Raw genomic sequence first — 13,519 nt, forward strand, 5'->3', positions numbered from 1 at the left:
AATTAATTCAAAATTAATCGATTATGTGTATTTTTTAATAGTACAATAGATGAAATACACACCTTTTTTTGCTTAATTCTAGGGTAGGAAATGGTACTTTAATGCTATTAAAAACACTCAAAATAGTTCTCAAAAAATGTGAATCTGTTTTGATGTTTTCCAAATTTACATCAAAACTTAAATAATATTGATGGTATCTATCACTATTTGTTAACAACTGATTGTCAATATCTTTACTTCCATTTAACATGCCGTTTGCCCCGTAACCAAAGGCAATATTGATCCATTTTGGTAATTTACTTTCCTTAAAAAAAGAGTGAAGATTTGCACTTAACCAATATGTTTGGCCATTATAGTCCTTCAAAAGTTGCTCTTGAAAACTTTTTCCTAGTTTATCTGGGCTTTGTGGTGCATATTTTGTTTGATGAAATGAAAACTTTACAGAAATACGTTGTTCATCCCACAATAATTCTTGACCAACATACAAACTTGTACCTAACCCATTTGCCAATATATCACCCCAAGAAAAACCCCATTCTTTTGAAAAACCATCAAAAACTTCAACAGTAGTTAGAAAACCAAAACCTAAGGTAGAACCATAAATAAGCTGATTTTTTTTGCTTACACCACTCCAATTGAGTGCATCTGCCCCAAATCTTCCTAATTGGTATGAAGAAAAAAGATGGCCAAATTTATCCATTTGCATCCACTCACTATTGTCATTTATTGTGTGGAATTTAGATCTATCATAATCGGCATACCACAATTGGTTTAAACTAATGAGTGTGACTCCAGCAAGTGATGCCTCTGATATTAACAAAGCATTTCGCCTTGGTTTATTTAAAGTATCGCTTGGTGTTAAGAATGAATCAACCTTTGATTGTGAATAAGAAAATACCGTTAGAATAAATAAGAATGAAAAATATTTAAATCTAACTTTCAAACCTATTTTCTTATACCTTGAGTTGATAGATACCTTTGGTATTCCCTTGCATTAACATTATGCTGTGCTAAAGTTTTAGCAAACTTATGGTATCCTAATTTATTTGCATCAGCAGCAAAATAATAATACCCGTGTTTTTGATAATTTAAAACGGCATCAATGGCTGAAACGTCTGGCATAGTAATAAGTCCAGGTGGCAATCCTGCATATTTATACGTATTATATGGAGAATCAATTTCTTTATGAATATTTAAGACCCTTTTAATAACAGTATTTTTATTCTCAGGTAATTGATAAGCAGCAAATTTAATAGTAGGATCTGCTTGTAGTGGCATTCCAACTTTTAATCTGTTTAAATATACTCCTGCGATAATGGGTTGTTCATCTGCTTTTTTAGATTCTTCATAAACTATTGAGGCTAATGCGATAACTTCAGAAGGGCTAAGATTAATGGATTTTGCCTTCTCTAATCTTGCATCAGTCCAGAAACGTTTAAACTCTTTTAGCATACGATCTCTAAATTGATCTGCGGATGTATTCCAGAAAAACTCATAACTATTAGGAATGTACATACCTAAAGCGGTAGCTTTATTGAAATTGTTTTTACTTAAAAAAGATTCATCAAACATAGCTTGAACTAATTGCAAACTATCTGCTTCAATTTGCGAACCAATACGTCCTGCAAGCTTTTCTATGGTTTCCTGGTTGTTAAAGGATATTTTAATTGGGATATTATTACTTCTTATAGAATTTATAATATCGTTATTATTCATTCCTTTTTTTATAATGTATCGTCCTGCTTTTATGTTAGAAACATATTTTTTTTGGTTTGCTAGGGCATCAAATTTATCAATGTCTTTTAAAAGTGGTAAAAGCTGTTCTCTAACATTTTCATAAGTTGCATTAGTAGGAATATAAATATAAGCGCTGTCATTATTAAATGCAGTATTAGGCTTAAACATGGCATTATATATAAAATAAGCAAAATATGCAGCTACGACTAAACCCAAAAGTGCAATTGCTGTAAGAATTTTTTTGATATACATTTATTTATTTAATAACTGAAATAAGTATTCATTTTTAAAATCTCCATTAACATAGTTCCAATCTTCTTTAAGTCCGATTTTTTGAAAACCTTTACTAGAGAACAATTTGATACTCGCTTGATTTTCTTCAGAAATATTACAATATAATTGGTGCAAACCTAAATGTGTAAAACTATAATTAATTAATAATTGCAATGCTTCGCTACCGTAACCTGATTGTCGATCGATAATATCTTTAACCAAAATACCTACTCCTGCTCTACCATTTTTAAAGTCAAAATCAAACAAATCAATCATTCCCAATGGTTTATCACTATAATTTGATATAACCAAACGCAATTGTTTAACTTCAAAAATATCTTTGTGTGAATGTTCTAAATATTGCTTTATTAAAAATTTAGAATAAGGCATTATGGTATTACTTAGTTCCCAAAGCGATTCATCATTTTCAATAGTATGAATAAACTCTAAATCTTCTGGTTCTAAAGCACGCAAATAGATGTTTTTACCTTTTAGTGTAATCATATATTGCCTTTATAAACAAACTTGGCAGGTCCAATTAACCAAACATTTTTATATGAATTTCCATCTTTTTCAAATGATACATTTAAATCACCTCCTTGAGTTTGTAATGTTACCAAATTTTTACTGGTTTCTCCAAGATAATTCATAGCAAGAGCAACTGCTGTAACACCTGTTCCGCAAGATAATGTTTCATCTTCTACACCACGTTCGTAAGTTCTCACTGCAAAAGTTGTTTCAGATATTTTCTTTACAAAATTCACATTGCTTCCTGCCTCATTATAAGGTGATCCGTAACGAATTTTAGCTCCTAGGTTTTTTATGTCAAAACTTTCAATCTGTTCTTCAAATTGCACATGATGAGGCGAACCTGTATTTAAAAACACATGCTTTGGATGTTTTTCAATGGTTGTTACATCTTGCATTTGCAGTTTTACAATACCACTTTCTATTTCAGCATGGTGCAAACCATCAATTGCTTCAAAAGTGGCTTTGTCATTGATAATTCCCAATTGTTTTGCAAAAGCCACCAAACAGCGTCCACCATTTCCACACATAGAACTTTCGTTTCCATCGGCATTGTAATAAACCATTTTAAAATCAAAATCCTTATGGTTTTCAAGCAAAATAAGTCCATCTGCACCTATACCAAAACGCCTGTCGCACAAAAAGGCAATATGTTTGGTATCGCTTTTATCAAATGTTTCCTGACGATTATCAATCATCACAAAATCATTTCCTGTTCCCTGATATTTATAAAATGTCTGTTGCATAATTAGCCACAAATATATAAATATTAAATCGTTTTTTTAAGTTGTTAAATAGTCGTTAAAACCGACGTTAAAAATCGTTAAAAGAAAATAACCCATTCAATAAATATTTAATTTTAATCGTTATTCATTTAAAACCTAAATTGAAAATTATGAAGAAGATTTTAACATTAGTATTTGTATCGGCAATAGGTGGACTTGTAACTCTAGGTGCTTACAAATTATTTTTAGAGGAAAATAAAAATATTGTTTTAACTACTGCAGAAACGCAGCCAAACTTTCTGACGACAAATAATGTAAGTAATTTAAAAAATAATTACGAGATGCCAGATTTAACAACTGCTGCTGAAAATAGCATAAATACGGTAGTGCATGTTAAAAACTTAGCCGTAAGCTCTGGAGAAATGACCTTAGAAGATCTGTTTTATGGCAGACGTCAACAACGTGCTCAAATAGGAACTGGTTCTGGAGTGATTATTACTGCTGATGGGTATATTGTAACCAACAATCATGTTATTGATAATTCACAAGAACTATCGGTTACTTTAAACAGCAACAAAACGTATCCAGCAAAAATTGTGGGTTCCGACCCAAAAACAGATATCGCACTTTTAAAAATTGAAGCCGATGAAAAATTACCTTATGCTACTTTTGGTGATTCAGATCAGGTTAAAATTGGTGAATGGGTTTTAGCTGTTGGAAATCCGTTTAATTTAACTTCTACTGTAACTGCGGGTATAATAAGTGCCAAATCAAGAGATTTATCTGGAAGTAACACACAATCTTTTATCCAAACAGATGCTGCCGTAAACCCTGGAAACTCTGGTGGTGCTTTAATAAATACCAATGGAGAACTTATAGGTATTAATACTGCCATTTCATCTCAAACAGGATCATATATTGGATATTCTTTTGCTGTTCCAAGTAATATTGCCAGAAAAGTTATAGAAGACATTATGGAATATGGCAATGTTCAAAATGGAATTTTAGGAATTAGTGGAGGTGCTTTAAATAGTGGTTTTGCAGAAAAAATTGGTATTAATGATACCGAGGGTGTTTATGTTGATAGTGTGGTTGAAGATTCCGGTGCCGAAAAAGCTGGCATCCATAAAGGTGATATCATTAAAGAGATTGATAATATTAAGGTAACCAAATTCTCAGATTTAACAGGGCATTTAAGTGCTAAAAGACCAAATGATGTTGTTCATTTAACTATTTCTAGAGATGGTTCACTAAAAACAATTGATGTAACATTATTTAAAAACAACACAATAAGTTTACCTCTTGTTGGGCAAGTAAAAAATACCAAACCAGAAGACCTTAAGAAAGTAAAAGCTACAAATGGTATTAAAATTGTTCAGCTTGACACTAAATATGCTGATTATTGGAGAAATAATGGTGTTGAAGAAGGTTCCATAATAACATCAATTAACGATGTTAAAATAAAAACCATTGAGGATGCTCAAAATATTCTAAAAGACAAGTCTTCTTATGAATCTTTAAGAATCGAACTTATAAATACAAACGGCGAAAAGGAACGCTACAACTTTAGATAAATAACTGTATAAATTTTATCAATTTAAACCTCTTTAATTAATTTTAAAGAGGTTTATTTTTTGATCAAACACTCTACGAAAACGTTTGAAATATAGTATTTTTGCAAAAATTTAAAAAAAACAAACTAAACTATTTTGTATTATGAGTTTTAACGAAACTTATGAAAAAGAACTAATTTTTCAATCAGACAGACGAAAGGCAACTGTAGAATTTATTAAAATCGTAAGCGATCTTTGGTATGACAGATCTATTGAATTGGTAATTTTTAGAAATCAATTAATCGATAGAAACGTAAGCCAGATTATCAACCTGCATGAATACGCAGGCAAATTTGTTCAAAAGCCCATTTCAATATTCGATTCTGTTGAAATTGCTCAAGCCATTAAAACTCTTGATATCCCACCTGCAAAATTAGATATTGGCAAACTTACTTATGAATTTCATTTAGAAAGCGGTAAATACACAAATGCAACAGCATTTGTTGCCAGAAAACTGAAAGACGCAAATAAAAATGCTGAAATCCAACCTAAAGACGTCATTTTATATGGTTTTGGAAGAATTGGAAGATTAGTAGCCCGCGAATTAATGGCTCGAACAGGAAAAGGAAGTCAGTTACGCCTGCGTGCCATTGTAATCCGTGGAAATTCAGATGAAGTAACCCTTGAAAAAAGAGCTGCCTTGTTACGAAATGATTCCGTACACGGTGATTTTTCAGGGACAGTTTCAGTAGATTCTAAAAAAAATGCTTTAATAATTAATGGTACTACAGTTCATATAATATCAGCCAATCAACCTGAAGATATCGATTATACACTTTATGATATAACCAATGCATTGGTTATTGACAACACAGGTGCATTTAGAGATAAAGAGGCTTTAAGTCGTCATTTAAAATCAAAAGGTGTCGATAAAGTATTGCTCACTGCTCCAGGAAAAGGGGTACCCAACATTGTTCATGGTGTTAATCATTTGGAGTATAATCCTGATGCTGTGAATATTTTTTCGGCAGCATCATGCACAACTAATGCCATCACCCCTATTCTAAAAGCCATTGAAGATTCTTTTGGAGTAAAAAGTGGACATTTAGAAACCATTCACGCCTATACCAACGATCAGAATTTAGTAGATAATTACCACAAAAAATATCGTCGTGGTCGTGCCGCTGGTTTAAATATGGTTATTACTGAAACTGGTGCTGGAAGCGCCGTTGCAAAAGCTTTACCTAGTTTAGAAGGCAAATTAACATCAAACGCCATTCGGGTTCCTGTTCCAAATGGTTCATTAGCCATTTTAAATTTAGAATTAGAGAACAGCACATCCATTTCTGGAATTAATACCATATTAAAAAAGTATGCTCTTGAAGGTGATTTAGTAGAACAAATAAAATATGAATTGAGTGACGAATTAGTATCCAGTGATATTATAGGCAGCTCTGCACCATCTATTTACGATAGTAAGGCAACCATTGTAAGAGCAGATGGCAAAAACATTGTTTTATACATTTGGTATGATAATGAATATGGTTATAGCCATCAAGTTATAAGACTTGCAAAATATATTTCAAAAGTTAGACGTTATACATATTATTAATAATCATCCAAAATTTTAATTATTTCGTATATATTTAAGCCTCAATAAATGAGGCTTTTTGTTAAATTTAAAGAATAATACTAAACATTATTTTTTAACTTCGTAAACAAATAGTTTAACTTAACCAATTCTAACATGAATTACATAAAATCATTAGCCGTTATTGTTCTTTTTTCAGTTTGTACACTAACGTCTTATGCACAAACAACTCAAGAAGAAGAAACTCTTTCATTAGATAGTGGCACTATTAATAATCAATTTGAATATCTTCTTAAAAAATCTGGTAATTTTAAAGGTACAAACGGTGAAATGTATGAAGCTGTAAAACTTAATATGCTTCTAACTTTAAAGTCTCACGTTATTGATTCATTAAAAACACTACATAAAGATTTAACAGATACACAAGCTATCGTTAAAACCCAAGCAAATGAAATAGCCGATTTAAAAACCAACCTTACAAATACAGAAAGCGATTTGGATAAAACCAAATCTGAAAAAGACAGCATGTCATTATTTGGTTTACAAATGAGTAAAGCTGGTTATAATATACTAATGTGGATTATTATTGCTGGGTTATTAGGATTTCTATTATTCTTCATATATAAATTTAAAAACAGCAATATCATTACTAAAGATGCTAAACAAGCGCTTTCTGAAATTGAGGAAGAATTTGAAGAACACCGTAAAACAGCACTAGAACGCGAGCAAAAAGTAAGACGCCAATTACAAGATGAAATAAACAAACAAAAAGTAACAAAAGGAAATAAATGATTTTTAATGATATAAAATATTTAAAATCCGCAAGTAAATTTGCGGATTTTTTGTTTACAAAAGATTAAGGGGTATTGCTTTATAAGAATTTTTACCAACTTTTATATGTCGCTTCAAAAAGTCTTAGCAAAACCAAACAATTCATTTATCTTTGTAGTCTAGTAAATCATCATGCGCATAGATATTATTACCGTTTTACCTGAATTACTTAAAAGCCCGTTTGAAGCTTCTATTTTAAAACGTGCCATTGAAGCTAATTTGGTAGAAGTATACTTTCACAACTTGCGTGATTTTACTTCTGATAATTATAAATCTGTTGATGATACCCAGTTTGGTGGAGGTGCAGGCATGGTAATGATGATCGAGCCTATTGATAAATGTATTTCTGCATTAAAATCAGAACGCAATTATGATGAAGTCATTTACATGACTCCAGATGGGGAAACCTTAAAACAAAGCATTGCAAACCAAATTTCATTAAAAGAAAATATTATAATTCTTTGTGGTCATTATAAAGGTGTTGATCAGCGAGTACGTGACCATTTTATAACCCGAGAAATTTCAATCGGTGATTATGTGCTATCTGGTGGTGAATTGGCAGCAGCCGTGCTTTGCGATGCTATCATAAGATTGATTCCTGGTGTGTTAGGCAATGAAACATCTGCCTTAACGGATTCCTTTCAAGATAATTTATTAGCACCACCTATATACACCAAACCCAGAGAGTATAAAGGCATGAAAGTACCTGAGCTATTATTTAGTGGTAATTTCCCAGAGATTGAAAAATGGCGCGAAGAACAGGCTTATCGACGCACCAAAGAACGCAGGCCTGATTTGTTGGATGATTAAGTGTTAAGAATAGCAGCGGTGCGGTATCCTTTTGTGAAACAAAAGATAAAGCGGATGGCCTGACCTTTTGCAATGCAAAAGGAAACACCATAAAAATTAAATTAATAATTGTGGATTAGCATTTATTAATTATCTTTGCACCCAATTTCGGGTTAACCTCTGGCGAAAATCGTGAATGTTGTTCTGAATCAACCATTTAAATTTAAAGATATGGAATCTTTAGTAAAATTTGTACAAGACGAATTTGTAGCAAAAAAAGACTTTCCAGAGTTTGGAGCTGGAGATACAATTACAGTGTACTATGAAATTAGAGAAGGCGAAAAAGTGCGTACTCAGTTTTTCAGAGGTGTTGTAATTCAAAGAAGAGGATCAGGATCTACTGAGACTTTCACAATCAGAAAAATGTCTGGAACTATTGGTGTAGAGCGTATCTTCCCAGTTAACTTACCAGCTTTACAAAAAATTGAAGTGAACAAAAGAGGTAAAGTACGTAGAGCACGTATTTTCTACTTTAGAGATCTTACTGGTAAAAAAGCAAGAATCAAAGAAAAAAGACACTACTAAAAGTTTTTTCTACTTTGACAAACCAATAAAAAGCCTTGAAAATTTCAAGGCTTTTTTTATTAACAATTGTTAATAAGTTCAGTTTATAAAAAGTTGATATCTAATACCTTATAAAATTTGTTTTTTTGAATTGTTGATTTATCTTAGCAAAAGAATTTAATAACAGCATTAGTTGTTTTCATTTCAAAAGTGGATTAATATTAAATTCGATATGAAGTAACGTTCTTTATAAATAATTGTTTTTTGAGATTTGATGTACAACGTGTAAGCGTTTGTGAGCAGAAAATCATGACACTGTAAAAAGTCCCAGACACGAAAGTAGCTGGCTACTAGTGCGGTTGAAAGCTTTGAAAGTTAACCGGATCGAAAGTGAAAGTTAAAATAAAAGCAATGCTAGGAGTTAACCTAACGTGAAAGCGAAAGGAAAATTAGCAGCATCAAAAAAAACAGTTAAACTGAAGCATTTTGGTAATAGGTCAATGCATATTGAAAATTACATCACGAAATGTTTCATTGAAATAACAAAACTTGAATTGAAAAGATTTAGACGAAAGTTTAAATTGATTTAGCAGAAATGTTAAATAGGTCACGTAAGGTTATTTCAAAGAAAGCCATGTCAAAGTAGATTAAATTCTACAGTGATATGGCTTTTGTTTTTTATAAAAAATTCTACTTTTTTTTTGGATATTCTGAAGTTTTTTAAACTTTTCTTAAATTTCGTAAAATACATACATTTATTTAACTTCATTCACTAATAAACCCTTTTAAAAAGGCAAATTTTGTATATTCGCAAAGCAAAAAAAAATCGATTTATTTATAAATTCCCTTAATAGTTTATTAATTAAAATAGAGAGACAAAAATGTCAAAAATTATTTACACTACTACAGACGAAGCTCCTGCTTTAGCAACACGTTCATTTTTACCAATAGTAAAAGCCATTACAGAATCTTCTGGAATTACAATTGAAACTAAAGACATCTCTCTAACAGCAAGAATATTATCAAACTTTCCAGAATATTTAACAGAAGGCCAAAAAAAATCAGATGATCTTGCAGAGTTAGGTGAACTTGCAAAAAAACCTGATACCAATATTATAAAATTGCCAAATATTAGCGCCTCAATCCCTCAATTAAAAGGAGCTATAAAAGAATTACAATCTAAGGGTTTTTTAATACCTGATTATCCAGATGACCCAAAAACTGATGAAGAAAATGCTATAAGAGCAGCTTATGACAAAGTAAAAGGAAGTGCAGTAAATCCGGTTTTAAGAGAAGGAAACTCCGACAGACGTGCTCCAAAAGCAATTAAAAATTTCGCCAGAAAAAACCCTCATAGCATGGGAGCTTGGAGTAAAGACTCAAAAACACATGTTGCCACCATGACAGAAGGTGATTTTGCTCATAATGAAAAATCAAAAACTCTTAAAGCAGCAACAACAATATCAATTGAACATTACGATGCCAATGGAACAAAAACAGTTTTAAAAAATAATTTAGCTATCCTAAAAGATGAAATTATTGATGCAACTGTAATGAGCAAAAAAGCATTATTGAAGTTTTTAAAAGAACAAGTTGCAGATGCTAAAGCAAAAAATGTGTTGTTTTCATTACACATGAAAGCTACCATGATGAAGGTTTCAGACCCAATTATATTTGGATATGCAGTTAAAGTATTTTTTGCTTCTGTTTTTGAAAAACACGCTGCTGTTTTTAAAAGCTTAAACGTTGATGCCAATAATGGTTTTGGTAATGTATTAGCTAAAATTCAAGAATTACCTGAAGTTAAACGTCATGAAATTGAAGCTGATATTGAATTGGTTTTGAAAAATGGTCCTGCTTTAGCAATGGTAAATACTGAAAAAGGCATAACCAATCTTAACGTTCCAAGTGATGTTATTGTTGATGCATCCATGCCGGCTATGATTCGTACTTCTGGGAAAATGTGGGATGCTGAAGGTAAATTACAAGATACCAAAGCTGTTATACCAGATAGTAGTTATGCTGGAATTTATCAAGCTACAATCGATTTTTGTAAAGAAAACGGAGCGTTCGATCCAACCGCTATGGGTACTGTTCCAAATGTTGGCCTTATGGCACAGAAAGCAGAAGAATATGGTTCACATGATAAAACTTTTGAGATTAAAGCAGATGGTGTTGTTAAAGTCATAGATGCTTCTGGAAAAGTTTTAATGGAACATACTGTTGAAGCTGGTGATATTTGGAGAATGTGCCAAGCAAAAGATGCACCAATTCAAGATTGGATAAAACTTGCTGTTGCAAGAGCAAGAGCTACAAATACACCTGCTGTTTTTTGGTTAGATAGCGAAAGAGCTCATGACAAAGAATTAATTAAAAAGGTAAATAAATATTTACCAAACTATGATACAACTGGTTTAGATATTAAAATATTATCGCCAATAGAAGCTACAACTTATACTTGTAAACGATTAAAAGAAGGAAAAGATACAATCTCTGTTGCCGGAAATGTATTACGAGATTATTTAACTGATTTATTCCCGATTCTAGAAGTTGGAACAAGTGCAAAAATGTTATCTATAGTTCCATTAATGAATGGTGGTGGATTATTTGAAACTGGCGCTGGAGGATCGGCTCCAAAACATGTTGAACAATTTTTGGAAGAAGGTCATTTACGTTGGGATTCGTTAGGTGAATTTTTAGCATTAGCTGTTTCTCTTGAATTCTTAGGTGAAAAAAACAACAATAAAAAAGCACTTATTCTTGCTGAAACATTAGACCAGGCTACAGATAAATTTTTAGATAATAAAAAATCTCCTTCACGTAATGTAGGAGAACTGGATAATAGAGGAAGCCATTTTTATTTGACCATGTATTGGGCAGAAGCTTTAGCAGCTCAAAATGAAAATAAAGAATTAAAAGATACATTTAGCAAAGTAGCAAAATCACTAAAGGAGAATGAATCTAAAATTCTAAAAGAATTAAATGATACCCAAGGTTCTCCTGTAAATATTGGTGGCTACTATCTGCCAGATGAAAAGTTAGTCAATGAAAGTATGAGACCTAGTAAAACATTTAACGACATTTTAAAAGGAATTGCTTAATAAAATTAGCTCCATAAAAGGAGCTTTTTTATATCTATAAACTGATTGATAAAAATACAAAACAGAACCTTCATTTTTTATCTTAAAACAAAAATGTTTATTTTTTAAAACATGAATTTTATAAAAACAACTGAACAAGATTCCAATTATAATCATCTAGAAAAGATGAGTATTAATGAGTTATTGATAAATATAAATAATGAAGATAAAATAGTCCCTTTAGCAGTAGAAAAAGCACTACCACAAATTGAAAAATTAATCGCTGTTACTGTAAATCAATTAAAAAAAGGAGGTAGATTATTTTATTTAGGAGCAGGAACAAGTGGAAGGTTAGGTATTTTAGATGCTTCTGAATGTCCTCCAACATTTGGAGTATCCCATGAGTTGGTTATTGGTATAATAGCTGGTGGCGATTCTGCAATTAGAAAAGCAATAGAGTTTGCTGAAGATTCTACATCGCTTGGTTGGAATGATTTAAAATCTTATAATATTAATCAAAATGATGTAGTTATTGGAATAGCTGCATCTGGCACTACTCCATATGTTATTGAAGCTTTAAAAAAATGTAATGACAACAATATTACTACAGGTTGTATTACTAGTAATATGAATAGTCCTTTATCCTTAACAGCAAAATTTCCCATTGAAGTTATAGTTGGTCCTGAATTCGTTACAGGCAGTTCAAGAATGAAAGCAGGGACTGCTCAAAAACTAGTTCTAAATATGATTACTACTACAACCATGATTCAATTAGGCCATATAAAAGGTAATAAAATGGTTAATATGCAATTAAGCAATAATAAGCTTGTTAACAGAGGTGTTCGAATGATTATAAATGAATTAAAAATAACAGAGCAAGAAGCTGAACTGTTATTAAAAGAACATAATAATGTTCGTATGGCTATTCAAAATTATCAAAGTGAAAGAGCATAAAACAGATAAAAATCTTCTTTCAAAAGGTATAAAAACTATGCTTTTTTCATTAGCGTGCATGTTTTTAGGACCTTCCCTTATTCACATAGCTTTTTCAAATAAAGAAAAACCTCTTTACATTCCAATTCTTATAATTTCATTAGTTGTTTGTGGTCTGGCTCTTTATTTTGCGTTTAAAGGTATAAACACAATATTAGACAGTATCTTTAAAAAAAGGTGATTAACAGATTATTTCTTTGGTGTTGTAGGGTTATAGCCAAAATCAGGATCATCAATAGAAATCTTTAATCCATCCAAAATATAATTAATAATAGCATAATGATGAATTGTATGGCTATAAGCTTGCGCCAATAAAGCTCCAAAAGTATATTTAATTTTAATTTTTCCAACCCCTAAATCGTCAACCACAAATACATAATCATCAAAATCAAAATTGCTTTTTTCTAACTCATTTACAATTTCCATATAATAACCAATTGCTGAAATACATTTTGTTTCAACCAGCAAATCTCTCCTTCTTAAAGTTAAATCAATTTCTGATTCTGAATTTGTATTAAGAATACAATGATAAAAATCTAATATATGTCTTATATGAGAACCTATACTTGATTTATATGGTGGGATTGTTGAATTACTTAATAATTCATCATTTAAAATAGATAATAAAAACTTCGTCTTATTTAAAACTATTAAAGTAGATTGTTTAATATCATTCATGTAAGCGAATATAATCAAAAAGAATAAACTCAAAAAACCATTAGTCAAAACTAAATCAATAGCTTACAAAAAAAATAAATATTTATTTAACAATAAACTTATATAAAAGCAAAAAGCCCTTCATATTTCTATGAAGGGCTTCCAAAAAAGGCAACGACCTACTCTCCCACAAATGCA

At 31.1% G+C, this 13,519-nt stretch carries 13 protein-coding genes; 8 read left to right on the forward strand and 5 right to left on the reverse strand.

Translation table 11 applies throughout. The features are described 5' to 3' along the window. Positions 1-34: 34 nt before the first annotated feature. The 4 genes from V8G69_RS12765 to dapF are packed head-to-tail and all read right to left on the reverse strand — an operon-like array spanning position 35 to position 3,284. The gene (locus V8G69_RS12765) at positions 35-943 is read right to left on the reverse strand and encodes a DUF2279 domain-containing protein (RefSeq protein ID WP_394882403.1); all 909 of its coding nucleotides are present in this window, start codon (positions 941-943) and stop codon (positions 35-37) included. Between the two features lie 2 nt (positions 944-945). Then, positions 946-1,989, reverse strand: a complete 1,044-nt coding sequence (gene mltG / locus V8G69_RS12770) for an endolytic transglycosylase MltG (protein ID WP_394882404.1) — start codon at positions 1,987-1,989, stop codon at positions 946-948. Next, a complete protein-coding gene (locus V8G69_RS12775) occupies positions 1,990-2,514 on the reverse strand; it encodes a GNAT family N-acetyltransferase (protein WP_394882405.1) in 525 nt (174 codons plus the stop codon). It lies immediately after the preceding gene. Further along, positions 2,511-3,284 carry a diaminopimelate epimerase gene (gene dapF, locus V8G69_RS12780; RefSeq protein WP_394882406.1) on the reverse strand — a complete coding sequence of 258 codons (774 nt, stop codon included), beginning with the start codon at positions 3,282-3,284 and terminating at the stop codon, positions 2,511-2,513. The genes V8G69_RS12775 and dapF overlap by 4 nt, the downstream gene beginning before the upstream one ends. A 149-nt stretch (positions 3,285-3,433) precedes the next feature. Here dapF and V8G69_RS12785 point away from each other — a divergent pair, with 149 nt between their 5' ends. The 8 genes from V8G69_RS12785 (at position 3,434) to V8G69_RS12820 (ending at position 12,845) form a co-directional block, all read left to right on the forward strand. Next, the gene (locus tag V8G69_RS12785; protein ID WP_394882407.1) at positions 3,434-4,837 is read left to right on the forward strand and encodes a trypsin-like peptidase domain-containing protein; all 1,404 of its coding nucleotides are present in this window, start codon (positions 3,434-3,436) and stop codon (positions 4,835-4,837) included. A 142-nt stretch (positions 4,838-4,979) separates the two neighbouring features. Further along, positions 4,980-6,428: a glyceraldehyde-3-phosphate dehydrogenase gene (locus V8G69_RS12790; protein WP_394882408.1), complete on the forward strand. Its 1,449-nt coding sequence runs from the start codon at positions 4,980-4,982 to the stop codon at positions 6,426-6,428. 135 nt (positions 6,429-6,563) lie between these two features. Further along, positions 6,564-7,199 (forward strand): tRNA (guanine-N1)-methyltransferase, encoded by a 636-nt coding sequence (locus V8G69_RS12795; RefSeq protein WP_394882409.1) that lies wholly within the window; start codon positions 6,564-6,566, stop codon positions 7,197-7,199. A gap of 171 nt (positions 7,200-7,370) precedes the next feature. Continuing rightward, on the forward strand, positions 7,371-8,048 hold the full coding sequence (gene trmD, locus V8G69_RS12800) for a tRNA (guanosine(37)-N1)-methyltransferase TrmD (protein ID WP_394882410.1): 678 nt from the start codon (positions 7,371-7,373) through the stop codon (positions 8,046-8,048). Between the two features lie 210 nt (positions 8,049-8,258). Continuing rightward, positions 8,259-8,612, forward strand: a complete 354-nt coding sequence (gene rplS, locus V8G69_RS12805; protein ID WP_394882411.1) for a 50S ribosomal protein L19 — start codon at positions 8,259-8,261, stop codon at positions 8,610-8,612. Between the two features lie 860 nt (positions 8,613-9,472). After that, positions 9,473-11,692, forward strand: coding sequence for an NADP-dependent isocitrate dehydrogenase (locus tag V8G69_RS12810; RefSeq protein ID WP_394882412.1), 2,220 nt, complete (start codon positions 9,473-9,475; stop codon positions 11,690-11,692). A gap of 111 nt (positions 11,693-11,803) precedes the next feature. Then, a complete protein-coding gene (gene murQ, locus V8G69_RS12815; protein ID WP_394882413.1) occupies positions 11,804-12,625 on the forward strand; it encodes an N-acetylmuramic acid 6-phosphate etherase in 822 nt (273 codons plus the stop codon). Next, entirely contained in the window at positions 12,582-12,845 is a 264-nt protein-coding gene (locus V8G69_RS12820) for a DUF6095 family protein (RefSeq protein ID WP_394882414.1), read from the forward strand. The genes murQ and V8G69_RS12820 overlap by 44 nt, the downstream gene beginning before the upstream one ends. A gap of 8 nt (positions 12,846-12,853) precedes the next feature. Here the strand turns inward: V8G69_RS12820 and V8G69_RS12825 are convergent, their stop codons facing one another. Next, complete coding sequence (locus V8G69_RS12825; protein WP_394882415.1) at positions 12,854-13,342, reverse strand: hypothetical protein; 489 nt, start codon at positions 13,340-13,342, stop codon at positions 12,854-12,856. Positions 13,343-13,519: the final 177 nt, after the last annotated feature.

Origin of the sequence: Gaetbulibacter sp. M235 (genome assembly GCF_043876835.1) — a bacterium.
Taxonomy (GTDB): Bacteria; Bacteroidota; Bacteroidia; order Flavobacteriales; family Flavobacteriaceae; genus Yeosuana.

What these genes read in the sequence shown, in the direction of transcription:
- V8G69_RS12790 (WP_394882408.1), top strand. Translation starts at nt 4,980, where the DNA reads ATGAGTTTTAACGAAACTTATGAAAAAGAACTAATTTTTCAATCAGAC.
- V8G69_RS12810 (WP_394882412.1), top strand. Translation starts at nt 9,473, where the DNA reads ATGTCAAAAATTATTTACACTACTACAGACGAAGCTCCTGCTTTAGCA.
- V8G69_RS12775 (WP_394882405.1), bottom strand. Translation starts at nt 2,514, where the DNA reads ATGATTACACTAAAAGGTAAAAACATCTATTTGCGTGCTTTAGAACCA.
- mltG (WP_394882404.1), bottom strand. Translation starts at nt 1,989, where the DNA reads ATGTATATCAAAAAAATTCTTACAGCAATTGCACTTTTGGGTTTAGTC.
- rplS (WP_394882411.1), top strand. Translation starts at nt 8,259, where the DNA reads ATGGAATCTTTAGTAAAATTTGTACAAGACGAATTTGTAGCAAAAAAA.
- V8G69_RS12820 (WP_394882414.1), top strand. Translation starts at nt 12,582, where the DNA reads ATGTTCGTATGGCTATTCAAAATTATCAAAGTGAAAGAGCATAAAACA.
- V8G69_RS12825 (WP_394882415.1), bottom strand. Translation starts at nt 13,342, where the DNA reads ATGAATGATATTAAACAATCTACTTTAATAGTTTTAAATAAGACGAAG.
- trmD (WP_394882410.1), top strand. Translation starts at nt 7,371, where the DNA reads ATGCGCATAGATATTATTACCGTTTTACCTGAATTACTTAAAAGCCCG.
- V8G69_RS12795 (WP_394882409.1), top strand. Translation starts at nt 6,564, where the DNA reads ATGAATTACATAAAATCATTAGCCGTTATTGTTCTTTTTTCAGTTTGT.
- V8G69_RS12785 (WP_394882407.1), top strand. Translation starts at nt 3,434, where the DNA reads ATGAAGAAGATTTTAACATTAGTATTTGTATCGGCAATAGGTGGACTT.
- murQ (WP_394882413.1), top strand. Translation starts at nt 11,804, where the DNA reads ATGAATTTTATAAAAACAACTGAACAAGATTCCAATTATAATCATCTA.
- dapF (WP_394882406.1), bottom strand. Translation starts at nt 3,284, where the DNA reads ATGCAACAGACATTTTATAAATATCAGGGAACAGGAAATGATTTTGTG.